Origin of the sequence: Maribacter sedimenticola (genome assembly GCF_900188415.1) — a bacterium.
In the GTDB taxonomy this organism is placed as follows: Bacteria; Bacteroidota; Bacteroidia; order Flavobacteriales; family Flavobacteriaceae; genus Maribacter; species Maribacter sedimenticola.
Window position 1 is genome coordinate 223,104 of the sequence record NZ_FZNV01000001.1, and the last position, 20,508, is coordinate 243,611.

At 37.3% G+C, this 20,508-nt stretch carries 17 protein-coding genes; 3 read left to right on the top strand and 14 right to left on the bottom strand.

The features are described from left to right. Positions 1–96 precede the first annotated feature (96 nt). Positions 97–1,440 carry a dGTP triphosphohydrolase gene (dgt, locus tag CHB68_RS00980; RefSeq protein WP_089258685.1) on the top strand — a complete coding sequence of 448 codons (1,344 nt, stop codon included), beginning with the start codon at positions 97–99 and terminating at the stop codon, positions 1,438–1,440. Here dgt and CHB68_RS00985 read toward each other — a convergent pair. Together CHB68_RS00985 and CHB68_RS00990 are read right to left on the bottom strand one after the other, a co-directional pair. After that, positions 1,437–2,564, bottom strand: a complete 1,128-nt coding sequence (locus CHB68_RS00985; protein ID WP_089258687.1) for a DUF3078 domain-containing protein — start codon at positions 2,562–2,564, stop codon at positions 1,437–1,439. The genes dgt and CHB68_RS00985 overlap by 4 nt on opposite strands. After that, positions 2,561–4,327: a 1-deoxy-D-xylulose-5-phosphate synthase gene (locus tag CHB68_RS00990; RefSeq protein WP_089258689.1), complete on the bottom strand. Its 1,767-nt coding sequence runs from the start codon at positions 4,325–4,327 to the stop codon at positions 2,561–2,563. Before CHB68_RS00990 ends, CHB68_RS00985 begins: the two co-directional genes overlap by 4 nt. 65 nt (positions 4,328–4,392) lie before the next feature. On the opposite strand from CHB68_RS00990, the gene CHB68_RS00995 reads away from it, so the two are divergent. Next, positions 4,393–4,836 (top strand): nucleoside deaminase, encoded by a 444-nt coding sequence (locus tag CHB68_RS00995; RefSeq protein WP_089258691.1) that lies wholly within the window; start codon positions 4,393–4,395, stop codon positions 4,834–4,836. A 63-nt stretch (positions 4,837–4,899) separates the two neighbouring features. On the opposite strand, the gene CHB68_RS01000 is transcribed toward CHB68_RS00995, so the two are convergent. The 5 genes from CHB68_RS01000 to aspS form a co-directional block, all read right to left on the bottom strand. Beyond that, the gene (locus CHB68_RS01000) at positions 4,900–5,091 is read right to left on the bottom strand and encodes a cold-shock protein (RefSeq protein ID WP_089258693.1); all 192 of its coding nucleotides are present in this window, start codon (positions 5,089–5,091) and stop codon (positions 4,900–4,902) included. Positions 5,092–5,161: 70 nt separating this feature from the next. Next, the gene (locus tag CHB68_RS01005; RefSeq protein WP_317043794.1) at positions 5,162–5,431 is read right to left on the bottom strand and encodes a hypothetical protein; all 270 of its coding nucleotides are present in this window, start codon (positions 5,429–5,431) and stop codon (positions 5,162–5,164) included. 29 nt (positions 5,432–5,460) lie between these two features. Further along, positions 5,461–7,245 (bottom strand): chloride channel protein, encoded by a 1,785-nt coding sequence (locus tag CHB68_RS01010; protein WP_089258696.1) that lies wholly within the window; start codon positions 7,243–7,245, stop codon positions 5,461–5,463. A 180-nt stretch (positions 7,246–7,425) separates the two neighbouring features. Beyond that, on the bottom strand, positions 7,426–8,304 hold the full coding sequence (locus CHB68_RS01015; RefSeq protein ID WP_089258698.1) for a hypothetical protein: 879 nt from the start codon (positions 8,302–8,304) through the stop codon (positions 7,426–7,428). Positions 8,305–8,542: 238 nt separating this feature from the next. Then, positions 8,543–10,297 (bottom strand): aspartate--tRNA ligase, encoded by a 1,755-nt coding sequence (gene aspS, locus CHB68_RS01020; protein ID WP_089258700.1) that lies wholly within the window; start codon positions 10,295–10,297, stop codon positions 8,543–8,545. Positions 10,298–10,555: 258 nt separating this feature from the next. Here aspS and CHB68_RS01025 point away from each other — a divergent pair, with 258 nt between their 5' ends. Next, positions 10,556–10,900: a toxin-antitoxin system YwqK family antitoxin gene (locus CHB68_RS01025; protein WP_089258702.1), complete on the top strand. Its 345-nt coding sequence runs from the start codon at positions 10,556–10,558 to the stop codon at positions 10,898–10,900. Positions 10,901–10,968: 68 nt separating this feature from the next. Here CHB68_RS01025 and CHB68_RS01030 read toward each other — a convergent pair whose 3' ends face one another. The 7 genes from CHB68_RS01030 to CHB68_RS01060 form a co-directional block, all read right to left on the bottom strand. Further along, the gene (locus tag CHB68_RS01030; RefSeq protein ID WP_089258704.1) at positions 10,969–14,466 is read right to left on the bottom strand and encodes an efflux RND transporter permease subunit; all 3,498 of its coding nucleotides are present in this window, start codon (positions 14,464–14,466) and stop codon (positions 10,969–10,971) included. Positions 14,467–14,471: 5 nt separating this feature from the next. Next, positions 14,472–15,638, bottom strand: a complete 1,167-nt coding sequence (locus CHB68_RS01035; protein ID WP_089258706.1) for an efflux RND transporter periplasmic adaptor subunit — start codon at positions 15,636–15,638, stop codon at positions 14,472–14,474. Between the two features lie 23 nt (positions 15,639–15,661). Next, positions 15,662–17,002, bottom strand: a complete 1,341-nt coding sequence (locus CHB68_RS01040; RefSeq protein WP_089258708.1) for a TolC family protein — start codon at positions 17,000–17,002, stop codon at positions 15,662–15,664. Beyond that, positions 17,003–17,608 carry a TetR/AcrR family transcriptional regulator gene (locus CHB68_RS01045; protein ID WP_089258710.1) on the bottom strand — a complete coding sequence of 202 codons (606 nt, stop codon included), beginning with the start codon at positions 17,606–17,608 and terminating at the stop codon, positions 17,003–17,005. It abuts the gene before it with no gap. Positions 17,609–17,729: 121 nt separating this feature from the next. Next, the gene (locus tag CHB68_RS01050; protein WP_089258712.1) at positions 17,730–18,158 is read right to left on the bottom strand and encodes a hypothetical protein; all 429 of its coding nucleotides are present in this window, start codon (positions 18,156–18,158) and stop codon (positions 17,730–17,732) included. Beyond that, positions 18,148–18,702: an RNA polymerase sigma factor gene (locus CHB68_RS01055; RefSeq protein ID WP_089258714.1), complete on the bottom strand. Its 555-nt coding sequence runs from the start codon at positions 18,700–18,702 to the stop codon at positions 18,148–18,150. The genes CHB68_RS01050 and CHB68_RS01055 overlap by 11 nt, the downstream gene beginning before the upstream one ends. 101 nt (positions 18,703–18,803) lie before the next feature. Continuing rightward, entirely contained in the window at positions 18,804–20,507 is a 1,704-nt protein-coding gene (locus CHB68_RS01060; protein WP_245838730.1) for a CRTAC1 family protein, read from the bottom strand. Position 20,508: the final 1 nt, after the last annotated feature.

A 20,508-nucleotide genomic window follows, 5' to 3' on the forward strand; every position in this document is an offset into this window, starting at 1 on the left:
GGTTAAGATTTTGGTTCCGGTTTCTATTTTTAAAGAAGCTTGGTCCATTTATGAAAAAGCAAAAAATGTATCTTGCAGCCTTCAAACAAAAACCAAATGAACTGGGAGCAATTACTTTCATTACGTAGACAGGGAGATAACAATAAACGCTTGCGCAATGAGCAGGATGAGACCCGTTTGGGTTTTGACGTGGATTATGACAGGATAATATTTTCTTCGGCTTTTAGAAGTTTACAGGATAAAACACAAGTAATACCATTGTCCAAAACAGATTTTGTGCACACAAGACTTACCCATAGCCTGGAGGTCTCTGTAGTTGGTCGTAGTCTAGGAAGGCTTGCAGGGAAGAAGATAATAGAGAAACATCCTTATTTACAGGAAGTACACGGATATAAGTTCAATGATATAGGCGCCATTGTTGCAGCTGCGGCCCTGGCACACGATATTGGAAATCCTCCTTTTGGCCATAGTGGGGAAAAAGCAATCGGTGAATATTTTAAAACAGGTAATGGTGTTCGGTTTAAACAACAGTTATCTGACGTGGAATATCAAGATATTATTGATTTTGAAGGAAATGCGAACGGATTTAGATTGTTGACCCAAAATAGGGCAGGTGTTACCGGTGGATTACGTCTTAGTAACGCTACTCTTGGGGCGTTTATGAAATATCCAAAGGAATCCCTTCCCAAAAAACCTTCCGATCATATATGCGATAAAAAGTTTGGATTTTTTCAAAGTGAAAAACTCATTTTTAAAGATGTTGCGGAAGACCTTGGATTACCATTTAGGGGTTCTACTGATACCATATCCTATGGTAGGCATCCATTGACATTCTTGGTAGAAGCGGCAGATGATATCTGTTATACCATAATTGATTTTGAAGATGGTATAAACCTTGGACTTATCTCAGAAGATTATGCACTTGAATATTTAATAAAACTTGTTAAGGATACCATTAATACCAAAAAATACAATTCTTTGGAATTTATGGAAGATAGGTTAAGCTATTTGCGTGCATTGGCCATTAATACCTTGATCCAAGATGCGGTTGCTATTTTTATAGCGAACGAAGACAGTATTCTAAATGGTACTTTTGACTGTTCGTTGATGGATAAAAGTAAGTATAAGGCCCAAATTGAAGATATCATCAATTTAAGCATACAGAATATTTACCAAGCTCAAGAAGTGGTAGAAAAGGAAATTGCGGGGTATACCATTATATCTGATATTCTTGATGTTTATATTGCCGCGTTAATCGGTAAAAAAGAACGGAACGTGTCTAATTACCATAAATTAATTTTACGGACCTTACCTGGACCATATAGGCAAACTGAGGGCTCTATCTATGAAATTTTATTGAACACCTGTAGTTATGTGGCAAGTCTTTCCGATAGTGCTGCCGTACATATTCATACCAAGATCAAAGGAAAGCAGCTTTAAAAGCCATAAAGTATACCTACGCCCAATACTTGTTTAAACTGTATTTTAGGAGTGCCGGGGTCTACAATTGTGCCATTGTCGTTTTTTACCACATCAAATAGAATATCGTCATCATAGATTAATTGGGTGCCCAGACTTGTGCTTATATATTTGTTGACCTTCATATGTAGGTTTAGCTCCCAATCTACGTCAATGTTACCAAAGCTTTTGATGTAGTCCGTATACAGGTTTATCCTACTTTTTAATTCAATGTTATCTGCTAGGGTATAATTGAAATTGTTGGTTATAAGTATACCAATTTCCAGCAAATGGTTCTCACCTGGAGTTATTACGTTACCATCTGCGTCTAAAACGGCTTCCTGTACACCAAACGACCCATTGTCCGCCAAATCCTGGTCTAAAACAAAAGTAGATTTTTGGGTTAGGGGAGATAGATAAAGATTAAACTTTTCGTCTTTTGTTATAAAAGAGGTACCCGCCCCAAACAGTAGATAACCTGGTGCCATAAACCTTGAAATTGGGGTATCCCTATCGGGATATTTATAACCGTTGGAAAACTGGGTATTAAAATTGAGCTGTACCGAGTAAAACCATCTACTAGTATTATCCTTCTTAAAGCCTAAATTGGAACTTAACCGTATTACATCCTCGGTCTTTCTTAGTTTACGTCCTTCTTGTGCATTTAATCCATAGCGAAGCTCTAGGTTGTTTTCCCACTGAAAATTATTGAATTTGTACTTTCTTGCAAATTTTAAGAACCCTAATCCACTTACGGCATTATCTCCACCAGCGTTCCAATTGACAAAAGCAACCTCACTTATATTAATACCAAAACTATTTTCGGTTTCCCAGAAAGAGGGTACCCTAAATCGTTGAAAGCCTTTTTGTAAGGTCTTGGTTTTCTTAAAATCTATGTTTGGTATTTGCAGGTTAACGTCCTTCTTGGGTGAATAGATCTTATCCAATGTCCGGCGTATGACAATTGTATCTACCGCCGTACTATCTAAATATACACTATCTACAATAATTGGTGCCGGTATGGTATCCTGGGCCTGGGTTGCCAATGCAACCAAAAAAAACAACGGGAATAAATTTTGAAGAAATCTTGAAATTATTCTTTTCATAGAAACTGTTGTACATATTTTTTTACGGACATCTTATCTATCCCTGCCTCTTTATACAATTCTAGGGTAGGCCCATGGGGTATAAAGACATCTGGGATACCAAATATCTTAATAATTTTATTCATTTCAATATTATTTGCAAAATCTAGCACCGCACTGCCAAAACCGCCAATGGCCGCTCCATCTTCCAATGTAATGATATGATCAAAATTTTGAAAAATATCTTTTAGCAACTCCTTGTCCAAGGGTTTAATAAATGGAAAATTATAATGTGCAATCTTGGATCCGGAATCTATTTCGTTTAGGAGTTCAATAACGTTATTTCCTATAGGGCCGGTGCTCAAAATGGCTATATGGTTTCCTTTTCTTAATTGTTGACCCTTGCCTAAGGCCACTTTTTTCATTGGTTGCTGCCAATTTACTATGGAGCCCCTTCCTCTAGGATATCTAATAGCAATAGGTCCATGTAAACCAAGTTGCGCCGTGTACATGATATTGCGCAGTTCAATTTCGTTCAAGGGCGAACATACCATTAAATGAGGAATACACCTTAAATAGGCTATATCATATACACCATGATGGGTAGGCCCATCCTCACCTACTAGACCTGCCCGATCTAAGCAAAAAATAACCGGAAGGTTTTGTAACGCCACATCATGGATAACCTGATCATAGGCACGTTGTAAAAATGTGGAATATATATTACAAAAAGGAATTAATCCATCTGCCGCCATACCGGCCGCAATGGTTACTGCATGTTGCTCGGCTATTCCAACGTCATATGCACGTTCAGGCAATGCATCCATCATAAATTTCATAGAACTCCCTGTGGGCATAGCAGGTGTTAATCCTACTATTTTATCATTTTTAAGTGCTAGTTCTACCAATGTCCTGCCAAACACATCCTGAAATTTAGGAGGTTGTGCGTTCGTGCTACTTTTTTCAAGTTCGCCGGTCTGTTTGTTAAATTTGCCCGGGGCGTGGTAAACAACCTGGTTTTCTTCTGCCTTCTTTAGCCCTTTTCCTTTTATGGTAATGACATGCAATAACTTAGGGCCTTCAATTTTTTTTAATCGCTCCAGTTCGCTGATCAATAGGGGTAGGTTATGGCCGTCTACCGGACCGGAATAATGAAAGTTTAAGCATTCGAATATATTTTCTTCCTTTGCCGTTCCGGTCTTAACATTGGTAAGGTATTTTTTTAACGCTCCCACACTTGGGTCTATACCCATGGCATTATCGTTTAAAACCACCAAAATATTTGCATTGGTCACCCCCGCATGGTTCAACCCTTCAAAGGCCATGCCGCTGGCAATGGATGCATCTCCGATTACCGCAATATGCTGGCGTGTAAAATTGCCCTGTAGCCTTGCAGCCAATGCCATGCCCAAAAGTGCGGAAATTGAGGTAGAGCTATGCCCCGTACCAAAAGCATCATACTCACTTTCCTCCATTTTGGGAAATCCACTAATACCTCCAAATTGTCTATTGGTATCAAAAATAGCTTTTCTTCCCGTGAGAATCTTATGGCCATAGGCCTGGTGACCCACATCCCAAATTAATTTGTCCGTAGGGGTATTAAATGTGTAATGCAAGGCAATGGTAAGTTCCACAACACCAAGACTAGCGCCTAAATGTCCTTCTTTGGCAGACACTATATCTATAATGAATTGCCGTAGTTCAAACGCCAAATGAGTCAATTCCTCAGGATTTAAGGTTCTGAGATCTTTAGGGGAGTCTATATGTTCTAGAATTGCTTTCACTTTGTGGTCCTAATGAACCTACAAAAATACTTTAATAAAAATGAAACTGTTGTATTTTTGCTGGTATGGTTTTACCGTTCGATGATCGTTATTTTATGAAAAAAGCGTTGCAAGAGGCAACTTATGCCTTTGATGCCGGAGAAATACCCGTAGGAGCCGTCATCGTTATACAAGATAGAATCATTGCAAGATCCCATAACCTTACCGAAAAATTGAACGATGTAACCGCACATGCAGAAATGCAGGCAATTACTTCTGCGGCAAATTTTCTAGGAGGCAAATATTTAAAGGACTGTACATTGTACGTTACATTGGAACCTTGTCAGATGTGCGCGGGTGCCTTGTATTGGAGCCAGATAGGAAGGATCGTATATGCTGCCAAAGATCTTCAACGAGGTTGTGGGGCCATGGGAACGACCCTGCACCCTAAAACGAGCATTGAGGGCGGTATAATGGAACAAGAGGCGGCGTTGTTATTACAGCGGTTCTTTGCCGGAAAAAGAAAGTAACATTTTACCATAAAAAAACCATGTAAAACATGGTTTGTTCATTTTAAGTATAAAAGAATATGTTTATTGTACTTGAACTTGGCCTGCGACAATACCTTTTCTTCCTTCTTCTTCCTCATAACTGACTTTATCTCCTTCCTTAAGTTCAGTTCCGTTCAATGCCGTAGCATGAACAAAAATATCTTTGCCGGTTTCATCATTGGTTATGAAGCCATATCCTTTAGAAACATTATAAAATTTTACAGTACCAGTCATACGAATGCAATTTTGAAATTTACACTCTAATTTAAGTGTTTTTTAAATTGAATAGCAAAAATTAAGAAAATTATTTTTTTGGAGAGTCTTGATTATCAGTGGTTCTAGGTTTTTTTCCTTGCATTTTACGTACATTTTCATCGGTCAGCATATAATCCTTAAATTTTTTGCCTTTACTTTCTTTAATTAAAAATAAGGGCATGGCAATCAAAAAAAGCCCTAACGTTCCGGACCCAATATATTTGTTCGCCAAATCTGCATGTTCAGGCTCAAGGTTAAAGCCATAAATTATAAGGCCTATGGATAGGAGTACAACGGCGGTTATAATATATTTCATCATTAATGGTATAATTTTCTATTTATCATTTCTTACTTGGTAAACTTAATAAGTTCCCTTCTGTAGGCGGTCAATAATTTAGATTTGGACACAAAACCCATATATATTCCGTTATTGACTACAGGAAGGTTCCATGCACCGGTATCCTGAAATTTCTGCATTACCGTTTGCATACTATCCTTACCATAATTTATTTGGTCCGGAGCTTTATGAGTAAATGTTTCAACCTTGATGGTAGTATACAGTTTAGTATCAAACATAAACTCCCGTATATCATCCAACAAAATAATACCAAGGAATTTGTGATTGGCATCTATTACCGGAAAAATATTCCTTGTAGATTTTGCAACGGAATCGTGCAACATTTGGCCCAAGGTCATTTCTGGATATACATGTTTAAAATTGGTTTCTATTACCGTATCAAGATCCATTAGCGTAAGGACCGCCTGATCTTTATTATGTGTCAATAATTCCCCGCTTTCTGCCAATTCCCTGGTATATATTGTATAATCTACCGCGTTTTTAGTAATTATATAAGAGATGGCCGCAGTAATCATTAAAGGCACAAATAGGGCATAGCCACCTGTAATTTCGGCAATTAGGAAAATTGCGGTCAGTGGAGCATGTTGTACCCCGGCAATTAATCCTGCCATACCTATCAAGGTAAAATTACTTTCGGAAACGGTAAATCCTAAACCGGAATTATTAATCAATTTTGCCACAACATTACCCAGTGCGCTACCCATTACCATAGTGGGGATGAATATACCACCCGCACCTCCTGCTGCCAACGTTGTGGTCATGGCTACGGCTTTAAAAATGGTAATGCCAAAAAGCAAGGCTATTACGACCCAAATATTATCTATATAATTGTCAAAGGGCGTTTTACCCAAAGCCTGAATATGATCACCAATTAGTAAGTTGTTTATAAAAACAAAACCTTCACCATACAATGGCGGTATCATATAAAGCATTACACCAATGGTTAGACCACCTACCAAAAGCCGGTATTTTGGACTTTTTAAGGGTTTAAACAAATTAATGATTCCAAAGTACATTTTGGTAAAGTAGATAGAAGCTACGGCAGTACCAACTCCTAATAGAATGTAGAACAGGGTATCCTTTACTTTAAAAGGTTCTGTGATCGTAAAATTGAACAACACTTCATTTCCCATAAAAAAATAGGAGGTAAGCACACCACTTATAGATGCCAATAATAGTGGTAGCATGGATATCATGGTAAGATCAAGACTAAATACTTCTACTGCAAAGATGATGGCCGCAATGGGCGATTGAAAAATAGACGATATAGCTCCTGCAGATGCACAAGCAATCAATAGGGACCTTGTCTTTGAATTGATATGGAACAATCTTCCCAGGTTGGAGCTTATAGCGGCACCGGTTGCCACGGCTGGCCCCAACAAACCCACCGAACCACCAAAACCAACGGTAAGAGGAGCTATTATAAGTTGGGTGTAGACCTGCTTTACATCTATAAGTCCTTTGTTTTTGGACAAAGAAAAAAGAATGGAGGATACGGCGTGATTCAATTTTTCCTTGTGCACATATTTAACATATAGATACACCAATGTGAGTCCAATAATAGGTAGTATGAAATACAATTGGTTACTGGAAAAAATGATTCCTTTTTCAAGGGATGCTTCAATAAAATAGGTGATGTTTTTTAGGGTAACCGATGCCAAACCTGCTAACAGGCCAACTACAACACTTAGAATATATATAAATGTTTTCTGTGAGATATGTTTATACCTCCATTTATATATACGTTTTAAAAGTTTGTTTTTTTGGATGGGCATTCTAAAACCAAATCGATTATGGTCTCCAAAGGTATTTAATTAGTTGCTATGATTTTGTTTTTGATTTCTTCTAAATCTTAAAGGTGTATTTATACAAAGTTTCTATTGTTTAAGTGTTAAACGTACAAACAAAAAAAATCCTGCTCTAGGCAGGATTTTACTTGTATTTTAATGATTTACTTACTTACCATTAAGAACATCATTATATTGGTCAAGATTCTTTTTAGAAACATATCCTTTATTGGCTTTGGACATATTTAGACCATTTAATTGAATTGCAGCACCTTTGGGCTGTGTAATACCATATATTTCACTTGTTTCCGCATCACAAATGTGATGTTGATATACATATTTTCCTCCCATTGGAACTGGAATAATTATGCTATATGCAATACCCGGTGTTTTGTTCAATATTGCACTAGACCATTCGTAATGACTTACAATTTCATATTTTCCTTTGTATCGTTTCGTTATATCTGCTTCTGTAAGTTTTGAATCCATCCACCAATCCGGAATGTAAAGTACCTTATCTTTTAGTTCTGTAGAATTATCTTTAATTATTTTTAGTGTTTTAAGTGCACCTACTTCATTATCAAGCATTAAAGTGAATAATTCTTGCATGTACGTAACACCGTGGGAAAGTACTTCTTCAGTAAATTCATTATCGAATATGGGTATGTAACTTCGCATTAACGGCTTTTTTGCTCCCGTGGTCAGTCCAATAAAGTAACCTGTTGAAATATCTTTAAAGTAGTAGTTGTTGCCAACATATCTTTTAGGAGACATAGAATGTAAAGACCCAAAATGGATAACATACAAATTGTCATTCTCTTTAGCTTTTTTTCTTGCTTCCTTTAAGGGTAGTATATCAGAAATTGGGCATATGGTCCAAAACTTTTTAACCATTTCCTCAAGGTTTTTATCTAATTCCAAGTTCCCTGTTAATCCAATAATTACTTCAGATTGTTGTACGTTTTGTACTTCTTTTAATTTAGGAATTTGTGCATGTACCATAAAGGTTAGTAGTAAAGCAAAAGCTAGGGTAAAGGTCTGTTTCATAATATGAATTTAAAATGGTTGATTTAAATGGTTTTAAGAGACAGTAACGCTATATACGTTTGGAATGTTGTGGAATGCCTATGCTTTTAATGCAAAAAGGCTACGGTTCGTTACCATAGCCTTTTCGCTTATTTCTTATAATCCAAACTTATCGTTTAGAATATAGAACTAGGAATATGTAAAAATGTTGAAGTTTGATGCAAAGTTATTCATTGTTACTGTTGACCATCAAGTTTAACTATTCTTGAATATCTAACTTCAAATTCAATTCTTTCAGTTGTTCGTTGTCAATTGCTGCAGGCGCATCGATCATGACATCCCTGCCGCTATTGTTTTTAGGGAAAGCAATGAAATCACGTATGGTCTCTTGTCCACCTAAAATAGCTACAAGTCTATCTAGACCAAATGCCAATCCGCCATGTGGTGGGGCACCATATTGGAAGGCATCCATTAAAAACCCAAACTGTGCCTTTGCTTCTTCAGGTGTAAAACCTAAGTGCTTAAACATGGTTGCTTGTGTTTCTTTATCATGAATACGAATAGAACCGCCGCCTATTTCGTTACCGTTCAATACCAAATCATAGGCGTTGGCACGTACAGCACCTGGATCAGTATCCAATAATTCTAATTGACCTGGTTTAGGTGATGTAAACGGGTGGTGCATTGCATGGTAATGACCAGTTTCTTCATCAAGCTCCAATAAAGGAAAATCTACAACCCATAATGGTGCAAATTCGTTTGGTTTTCTCAACCCTAATCTGGTTGCCATTTCCATACGTAGGGCACTTAACTGTGTTCTTGTTTTATTGGCATCGCCAGAAAGAACGCAAATAAGGTCACCTGGTTTAGCACCGGTTACCTCTGCCCATTTTGCCAAATCGTCCTGATCGTAGAATTTATCAACGGTAGATTTAAAACTTCCGTCTTCGTTACATTTTACGTACACCATTCCATTGGCACCAACTTGTGGGCGTTTCACCCAATTTACCAAGGCATCTAATTCTTTTCTAGTGTAAGATGCTGCACCTGGTACTGCAATACCCACAACTAATTCAGCGGAATTGAACACGCCGAATTCTTTATGTTGTGCTACAGCGTTTAATTCGCCGAACTCCATTCCAAAACGAATATCTGGCTTATCATTACCATATTTAGACATGGCTTCATCATAGGTCATTCTTGGGAACGACTCAATTTCAACACCATTCACTTCTTTTAAAAGGTATTTGGTCAAATTCTCGAATACATTAAGAATATCCTCCTGTTCTACAAAAGCCATTTCACAATCTATCTGTGTAAATTCTGGCTGTCTATCGGCACGCAGGTCCTCGTCCCTAAAGCATTTTACGATCTGAAAATATTTATCCATGCCACCAACCATCAATAATTGTTTAAAGGTTTGTGGCGATTGTGGCAAGGCATAAAATTGACCTTCGTTCATACGGCTAGGTACTACAAAATCCCTTGCTCCTTCTGGGGTAGATTTTATTAAATACGGAGTTTCCACTTCTATAAAGCCTTCACCAGATAAAAATTTACGAACTTCCATGGTTACCTTACTTCTAAAAATAAGGTTGTTCTTCACCGGATTTCTACGGATATCCAAATACCTGTATTTCATACGAAGGTCTTCGCCACCATCGGTTTCGTTTTCTATAGTGAACGGCGGAGTCTTAGATTCGTTTAAAATGTTCAATTCAGAAACCAAAACCTCAATATCTCCTGTTGGAATGTTAGCGTTTTTTGAAGCTCTTTCTATAACCTCACCCTTTATTTGTATGACAAACTCTCTGCCTAAATTTCTTGCCTGCTCTAATAATTCTTTTGAGGTACGGTCTTCATCGAGCACAAGTTGGGTTATACCGTAACGGTCACGTAAATCTATCCATACAACAAAACCTTTGTCCCTTGTTTTGGAAACCCAACCAGATAGGGTAACTGTTGTACCAATGTGTGAATTTCTTAACTCCCCGCAAGAATGGCTTCTATACATAATATGTGCTTTAATGAATGGGCAAATTTAAGAAGTCTATTTCATTATAGATCATTATTTGCAAACGGGTTTTCATAATTGAAAGCCACAGACAATGTGTTAAAATAAAATACATTAACTATTGATAAACAGCGGGTTATATTTTCAATGTTAATTTAATGTTACGTAATAGTTAGCTAAACATTGATAAATTGCAAAATAATTGTATCTTTATATCGTTAAGTATAGATAAAAGTCAATTCAAAAAATATAATTGTTATGAAGAAATTGTTGATTATAGCCGTAATGGCACTGTCGTTTGGAACATACGCACAAGTTGATCCTACTTTTGAGAAAGAAGGCGATAAAGTAAAGGCAACTTATTTTCATGCTAATGGAGAAATTGCACAACAAGGTTATTTCTTGAATGAAAAGTTAGAAGGTGAGTGGAAGATGTTCAATGAAAATGGAGATAAAATTGCCATGGGCAATTACGAAAATGGAATTAAGACCGGAAAGTGGTTATTTTGGGAAGGTGATGTTCAAAAAGAAGTAAACTTTGATAATAATAGAATTGCAAGTGTTAACAATGCCAAAACAAAATCTCCTGTAGTAATTAATTAATTTTAATTCAGGATAAAAAAAAGGCCCGTATCATAGATACGGGCCTTTTTTGTTAATTGGAACTTTGGTTAAACAGCGTTACCTAAATTTTCTTGACGTTCTTGCTTAGTTCCTAAACCTCTCAATTTTATCTTGATCCTGTAAACGATATTAAACAAAACAGGAACTATAATAAGTGTTAAGAACGTGGCTACGAGCAATCCAAAAATTACCGTCCATGCCAAAGGCCCCCAAAATATAACATTGTCCCCACCAATGTAAATATGTGGATTAAACTCAGAGAATAATGCGAAGAAATCAATGTTAAGGCCAATTGCCAGTGGAATTAATCCTAAAACGGTTGTTATTGCCGTTAAGATAACCGGTCTTAACCTTGCCTTACCACCTACGATCATGGCATCGGTGGCATCATCCATGGACAATAGGTCACTATCATCCATTCCCAATCGTACTTTTTTACGGTCTACCAATATTTGGGTATAGTCTAACAATACCACCCCATTGTTTACCACAATTCCGGCAAGTGAAATAATTCCCATCATGGTCATCATGATTACAAATGACCATCCTGTCAACATTAATCCACCAAATACACCAATAAAACTTAGAAAAATGGCAATCATAATGATCAATGGTTTGGAAATACCACCAAATTGGAATATCAATATCAACATAATCAATCCTAAACCAGAGAAAAAGGCACCTACTAAGAAGGCTTGTTGTTTCGCTTGTTCTTCTAGTTGACCGGTGTAATCTATTTTAACGGTTGGCGGAGTACCATCAAAACTTTCCATTTCCCGCTGTATTTCAGTAACAATTGCACCGGCATCTGTAAAGCCTGGTTTTAATCCAGAATATATAGTTACAACTCTTTTACCATCCCTGTGCTTTATAGCACTAAAGCCCGATGTATTTTTTTCAGATGCTACCGCAGAAATTGGAATTTCCTTGATTTGTCCGTTTGCAGGATCTCTAAAAATGATATTTTGATTGAAAAGAGCACTTTTATTATACCGCAAATCTTCATTAAACCTAACGTTTATATCATAATCCTCACCATCTTCCTTATAAACACCGGCCTTTTCACCAAATATAGATCGCCTTAACTGACTACCTACCTGACCTACTGCAACGCCCAACTCACCTGCTTTTTCACGATCAACGATAACCTGCATGGAAGGTTTTCCCTTATTGACATCAATCTTTAGTTCTTCAATACCCGCAATATTTTTGGTATTGATGTAATTCTTAATGTCTTCCGCCGTATTGATCAATTCATCATAATCCTTACCCTCTAACTCAATATTGATCGGAAAACCTGCTGGCGGACCATTGGCATCTTTCTCTACGGATATGGCGACCCCGGGGTATATACCCTGTAATGCATTTTGAACACGAGCTCTTATATCTTCAGTGTTCAGGCCCTCTCTGTATTTGTATTCACTAAAGTTAACCGTAACTTTTCCTTTATGGGGCATTTCCGCCGAAGAACCACCATCGGTTAACGGGTTACCGGCACCTTCACCAACGACCGACACTGCAGAGGCCATCATGAAATTCTCCCCGTTCTTCTTGTATTTAGGGTCATCCATTATGGCATAGACTTGATTTTCTACTTCTTTGGTGATTTCATTGGTCTTTTCTATGGATGTACCTTCTGGATATTCTACATAGACATAAATTTCATTGGGTTTGTTATCCGGAAAGAATTCAATTTTGGTCCGCCCGCTTCCTACGGACATACCAAATAACATGAAAACGGCAATCAATGCAATAAAGGTAAGTCCAAAATACCAATACACGTTACCACCACGTAAGGCATGCATTAAGCGGCGTTCGTACCAGTTTTCAAAACGTGCCATGGTCTTTTTCTGAAAATTCTGAGCACTACCTTTAATAACATATTTATAGGCCCAGAACATAATACCGGTCAAAATCAAAACGCTTCCCAAGCCTCGCATGGCCCCACCAAATAGTAAGATGAGGGCACCTAGTACACCTAGTATGACACTTATCCGAATAAGTTGTTTTAAAGTCAGTTCCTTTTCATCTGTACTCATAAACTGCGAAACGAGCATGGAGTTCATGAAAATGGCAACAAACAAGGATGAACCTAGTACTACGGAAAGCGTAATGGGGAAATAAATCATAAATTGACCAAATATCCCCGGCCATAAGCCCAATGGAACAAACGCTGCTACTGTAGTAGCGGTAGAAATTATAATAGGAAAGGCAATTTCGCCAATTCCTTTTTTTGCGGCCTCTACACGTGACATGCCCTCGTCCATTAAACGATACACGTTCTCAACAACCACAATACCATTATCTACCAACATTCCAAGCCCCATGATCATTCCAAATAGAATCATTGTATTTAACGTATATCCTAACCAAGAAAGAATTACGAATGACATGAACATGGACATAGGAATAGCAAAACCTACGAACAATGCATTTCTAAACCCTAAAAAGAACATTAACACGGTAACTACCAGAATTATCCCAAATATGATATTGTTTACAAGATCATCTACTTGGTTTAATGTTCGTGTAGACGAATCATTGGCAATAGAGATGTTCAAATCTGGCGGGAAATAATTCTCTTTTTCCTTTTTTACCAATTCCTTGATCTTGTCCGCTGCAGAAATAGCATTTCTACCGGCCCGCTTCTTTACATCTAGCATGACGACATCACTGCCGTATTCACGAGCATAGGTAGTCTTGTCCTTGGCCTTGAAATTTACTTGTGCAATGTCCTTTAGATAAACAGCACCATTTTCAGATTTTACCACAAAATTATCCAGCTCCTTGGGGTCCTCTATTTCCCCTAATATTCTTATAGTACGGCGTTGTCCTGATGTTTTTAAATTTCCTGCGGACAAGGTCATATTACCATTGCTAATGGCATTGATGACATCCTGAAAACTTATTTTGGCCGCCATCATTTTATAGATGTCAACGGCTACCTCTACCTCTAGGTCCTGGGCACCTCTAATATCCGCTTGTTTTATTTCTGGAAGATCTTCTATCTCATCCTGCAGATACTCGGCAAACTCCTTTAGTTTTTCAACAGGATAATCCCCGGTAAAATTGATGTTCATAATAGGGACTTCTTCAGAAAAGTTAAGGTCAAATACATTTGGCTCTACTTTTGCCCCATTGAACGTAGGCCAATCCTCACTGGCCTTTTCACTATCTACTTCATCCTTAACTTTCTGTTTGGCCTGTTCTACCGTAATTTCTTCATCAAACTCCACGGTTAAAATTGCATAATCCTCTTGTGAGGTTGAGACAATCTCTACGACATTACTGATATTTTTTAACCGGTCTTCCAACGGGTCTGTTATCAATTTTTCAATATCCTCTGCGGTATTCCCGGGGTAAGGTGTACTTATGTAAATTTTAGTTTCTACAATTTCCGGAAAATCTTCCCTAGGCATATCCATATAGGCACTAAACCCTAACCAAAGAAATATACCGATCATTACATAAATGACCGATGGGTTATCAATGGCCCAAGACGATAGGCTGAATTCCTTATCAGCGTTTTTTTGTACTTTGCTCATTGACCTTATTTTTGAATTTTAACTTTTTGTCCGTCCTTTACGCTTCTTGCACCTTCCTTTACAATTTCGTCACCATTGTCCAAACCTGACAGAACCTCAATATTTGCACCTTGGGTTTTTCCTGTTTCAATGATTGTTCTTTTAACGATAGATTCCCCATTTTCATTAGGCTTTTCCGCAACAAAAACATATTGCTCACCTTCTGCATTTTCAGAGATTATACTGGTAGGTATTAGAATTGCATTTTCACTGGTGTAATCGTTTAAACTAACCTTTGCCGTTAAATTTGGCTTTATTTTACCTTCCTTATTGGCCACTGGAATCTCTGCCTTGAATGATCGGTTTGCAGGATTGATAAAATTACCCGTCTCCCTAATCTTTGCAATGACACTGTCGCCCAATACCGGAAAATATACCAACGCTTCCTTTCCTTTGGAAACCGCACCTAAATACGTTTCAGGTACCTCAACTTCAATATACATATCCGATAAATTAACGAGGCGGAATACTTCAGATCCAGGGCCCGGTGAAACTACCGTTCCCTGGTCCTTGATCACATTATCAATAATTCCTGAAAAAGGAGCCCTTATACTTGACTTGCCCAATTGACTTTGTGTTTGTGAAACCATATTTTCAGCAGCTTCATAATTGGTCTTGGCCTGTAAATACTGTATTTCTGACCCTATATTTTGTTCCCATAAACGCTCTTGACGTTCAAAAGTAGTTTTTGCCAATTCTGCTTGTGCCTTTAATTGGTTCAGTTGATTGGACATGCCCCCATCATCTATGGTAGCCAATAGCTGCCCTTTAGATACACGGTCCCCTTCTTGTACATAAACTTTTTGTAACGTTCCGGACATTTCAGGATAGATAAGTACATTCTGCTTGGTACTTACATCTCCTTGTAGTTCCAAATAGTGGTTAAATACCTCGTTCTTGGCCGTTAATGTGTTTACCAAAGGTAATTTTTCTTCATTGCCCAATATGCCGATAACGGAATCCAAAGTCTTGATTTGAGATTCAATTAATTTTTGTTGTGATGTGATTTCGGTTTTTTTTGCGCGTATGGCCTCAAGGTCTCCTTGGGCTATGATTTCATCTACCGTTTGGTCTCCACCACCACAGGAAACAAGACCAACCGATGTTATGAACAATGCTATAATTTTTTTCATGATATCTATTTATTGATTGATTATTAGGCTTTTTTATTTAGTATAATTTCTAATTCGGTCTTTTTGTTGATCACTTCTACCATGGACTGTAAATATTCTTGCTGCGTAGTATATAATTGTGTTTGCGCTTGTCTAAGTTCAAAGCTGGTAGCAAGTCCCTCTTTATATTTTATCTGGTTTTTTTGTTCTATACGTTCAGATAGTTCTAAATTCTGCTTGGCCGTTTCATAGTTGGAAATGGCCAGCGTATAACTGTTTTTGGCATTTTCCAGTTGTAAGCGGATCTGTTGTTCTGCCTCGGTCAACTGGGTCTTTGCTTTTTCCAAGGCTATTTTTGCTCTTTGGGTAGATGCACTACGTTTAAACGAACTGAAAATAGGAATGCTTAGGTCAAAGCCCAATATAGAAGAATCAAACCATTGCTGATCGCTGCTTAAAAAATCAAAATTATCAGAATATGCAGATGAACCATAATTTACAAATGCGTTCAACGTAGGCAACGCCCTGCTTCTGGCCAATTTCCATTCATAATAGCGTTGCTGGTTTACATTTTCCGCTAATTTAAAGTCTACATTATCATTGATATTAAAATCTGAGCCCACTATGCCCAAATCTATTTTAGAAACGGTAAGGTCCTCTAGGTTTTCCTTAAGTTTTGTTGGTATATCCAAATCTAGGCCCATGCTCAAATTCAACATCTGTAAGGTTATTTCCTTAAGCCGTAAAGCGTTTTGCAGTTGGTTTTCAATAGACGAAAGGGTAATCTGAAGTTGATCTACACTTTCTTCATCCCCAAGGCCATTTTCATATAGTTTGGAAGTCTCGTATAGGTTTTTTTCAAGCGTAGCTTTGTTCTTTTCCAAAATATCCACACTTTCCTCTGCCAAAAGCACATTTCCATAAGCCTCTACTACTTGCTTCCTAACATCCAGAGCGGTCTTCTCCTTATTATTGGCACTATAGCTCAAAAACGCTTTCGTAGCCTGTACGCCAACAATATAAGAACCATCAAAAATTTGTTGGGTCAATGTTGCGGTGGCGGTGGCGGATTGGGGCTGTGAAAATATAACCGGAATAAACGTACCTGCCTCACCCCCCGCCAATTCTGCAGGCAACAGGGAAACAGGTTGCTTTAATTGGTTTTGATAACTTACGGCGCCGTTAATTTGAGGTAAACCGCTTGCGATAGTTTCCCATTTTTGTTTCTGGGCATCTATAATATCCCTTTCCGCATTAATTGCCGCGTAATTGTTCTCCAGGGCAAACTGCACAGCTTCCTCTAGTGTGTAACTATATGTTTGTTCCTGTGCATATCCAAAATTTAAGTAGAGGACTGCAATAATAATCATTAGTTGGTTTCGCATTTATTCTTGATTTGAATTGATGATGTTGTTTAATATCTTTTTACCCTTAGGTGTTACAATACCACGTAAATGATACTCTAAAAATGAATCCATTAATTGCCCAATAGGAAATTGTTGTAAGGGGAACAGATTTTGATCTTTAATACTGTTCATGCCAGAATAATATATCCTAGAAACAAACTCTGCATTTAAATTTGGCCTATAAAGCTCTTGTTCCAACCCTCTTTCTACATTGGATAGAACGCAAGCCTGCATTTTGTCAAATTGCATGAGCCTTAAATTCTTGTAAATTTTAGGGTAATATTTCATTAGTTGAAACTGTGGCGATGCCTTTTCATCATTTAAATGAGCCATTACAAACTTCTTAATCTCATATAGTTCTTCAATGGCATTTTTGTCCATGGCAATGATGATGTCTATTCCAGCACTTAATTCATTGAATTTGTTAAGCATGCAATCCTGCACCAATTCTGTCTTATTGGTATACTCGTTATAAATGGTCTTTTTGGACATGCCAATTTCATTGGCAATGTCATCCATTGTAATGCTCTTAAAACCACGTTCTAAGAAAAGTTGTGTTGCAGTATCTCTAATTTTATCTTTCATAAGGGCTGCAAATGTACAATAGGAAACTTTAAAAACAATAAAAGTTTCCAAAGTTTTACATTTATTTAAGATTGATTTTCATCTAATTACAATTTTGAATAAGTAGATAAAACTTATGTCCTTAAGGTTTTGTAGGGTTATGAGCCGCTTCTGCACGTTTTTTCTCAATATAATTTTTATAGGATTGTTCTCCTTCTTCCGCCCAAAAGTCATCATAATGTTTCCATTGGGAAAAATCCCATTTCATATTGGAACAGGAATCTTTCTTGAATCCATCTTTCTTTTTTTTCTTTTTGGAATTACCAGATCCATTGCCGCCACCAAATCCAAAAATTATTTTGGATAACAACAGTATGCCCAAAGCCATCCAATAATCTACTTCAGGTAAGCCAAATAAATAAGGCATGAGCCAATTCCATAGGCGCATAAAAATATAACCTACCAAAAAGGCAATGCCTATACCCAATAAAATGTAAAAGAAAATTTTAAAGGTCTTATAAACATAAAATTTTACGGTCTTTTCCATGTTTTTATTTGTTTTAGTTTTCATAAGTAAGTTTTTTAAGTTCTTGAATTTCCATGTCTTTTAATAAAATTGATAAAGCCCGGTGCCTTCGCGACATTAATGTACCAGGTGAAATGCCCGTTTCCCTTGAAATCTCCCTATAGGTATAGCCTTCAAAATCAACAGCAATAATTATATCACGGTACATTGGTTTTAGATTGGTAATTGCAATCTTGAGCTTTTCCCTAATTTGTTCAGGGTACGTAGATGATGATCCATCATAGAATTTGTTCGTAAAATCTGTCCAAAGTTGTTCTATCTCTTCTTGGTGGTCAACACGTCTTTTTTTGCTACGGAGTATGTCGGTAATTTTGTTTCTAATGGCACCGTATACAAATCCACCAATATTGTTTATGGGTAGTGCATCTAAGGGTCTTGAAAAAATACGCAACGCTACTTCCTGAATGATGTCCTCTGCATCACTCTCTGAGGTTTGTTTAATTTTAGACTGAATATAGCGTTTAAGGGAGCCATATTCTACTTCAAAGAAACTGTTCAGGTCGTTATTATTTTCTTGGTTGGATGCCATCCAATGGTTTTACAAGTGGTCTTCATATATAAAGACGAATTTTTTGGAGGCTATTGCATTTTTAGGGGATTATTTTTAAATGCTTAAGGTTTTAGGGGTTTTCATTTATTAGTAAACCTCCTTTTGTAAAGTATAAAAAATATCAAAAGGACTATTGCCAAAGCGGCACTTATATACCATTTGGAAATTCTTTTTTCCTTTGGAGCAGGGGTTTCTACTATTTCCAATAATTGGTTGGCCGCTATATGTGTTACCACTTGGGAGTTTCCACCGGTCCAGTTAACAATTACACTATCAATTTGTGTTTGTAGGCCTATTCCAAAATGGGCAATGACCGTATTTTGTGATAAATGGCTAGATCCGCCACCATCAATCTCCCTAATTTGTTTCTTGCCATTAGTAATAACGGTTACGCGAGACCCTATGCCATTGGTTTCAGATGCAATCCCTTTTAAGGCTACTTTTAACCAATTGCCTTTTTTAATATCATTCCTAAATAATTTTGTTTTTGACGGAATAGGATAGTTTAAAATTGGTTTTTGATTTACCACCAATAAATCCATATCGCCATCATTATCCATATCAAAAATTATGGAACCTCTACCTATGCCATAATCGTTTATACCATATTCCCTGCCATTTTCCGTAAAGGAGCTGTCCTTGTTTTCAAAATAGAAATTACCCATTGGGGTACAGTTTGGATTTAAATCGCCATTGGATACAAAAAGGTCTACATCCCCATCATGGTCAAAATCCGCAAAATTAGCTCCCCAACTTATTGCAAGGTTGTACGTGCCCAATTCTTTTGCCCTATCTATAAACTGCCGGTCGCGGCCTTGGTTTTCCATTAACCAATTGAATTTAATATTGGTAATGTAATAGTCCATCCAACCATCATTGTTGAAATCCCCAACAGCGGAACCCATTGCATTAATTTTTAGGTCCATTCCGGTTTCCTTACTGGCATCTTCAAACAGATTATCCGGATACTCGTTTTTGTACAAAAAATTTGGTACCGCTTTATATCCAAAATCTTGGTTGACCAACAAATCCTGGTCTTGGTCATTATCAAAATCCGTGAAAACCCCACCAAAACCAAATCCTTTGTGCCCTAGACCATATTTTTCATATATATTTTTGTATTCCTTGCCTTTGACATTCTTTAATAAATAGCTTTTGGCGGTCTGGTTGGCGCTAACTATAGTAGCGTCTTTTATAATGCCCAGTTTTCCGGTAAATTCTTGAAAATAGTTGCCTACGAACAAATCTGGGTACCCATCTGCATCTATGTCTCCAAAACTTGGGCCTGTGCTAAAGGAGTTGAAATCCTCTAGGCCAAAATCTGTGGTAACATCCCTGAACGTTCCGTTACCATTATTTAGAAATAATAGATTTTTTGCCCTCGGAATAATGTTTTTGCCGTCTGTAGTGGTAATGGTAGTAATGAAGATATCTCTAAACCCATCACGATCAACATCTGCACTAACTACACCTTGTGTAACAAATTGGTTGGTGAGTTCTAGACCGGAACCTGTAAATACATCTGTAAATGTACCGTCGCCATTATTATGATATAATCTATCCGATACCATACCCCCGGTTATATATAAATCTTCGAAGCCATCATTATCAAAATCAAAAACAGTTGCTCCGCCACCAAATGTACCTTCATATACTTCATATTGATGGTCTACACCTGCAGATACCGTAACATCCGTAAATTCTTGTTGGGCCAAACTGTTCATTTTAACAAGGAGAAACAACAGGAATATAGCCGAGTTTTGGAAGAGTGATATATTTTTCATT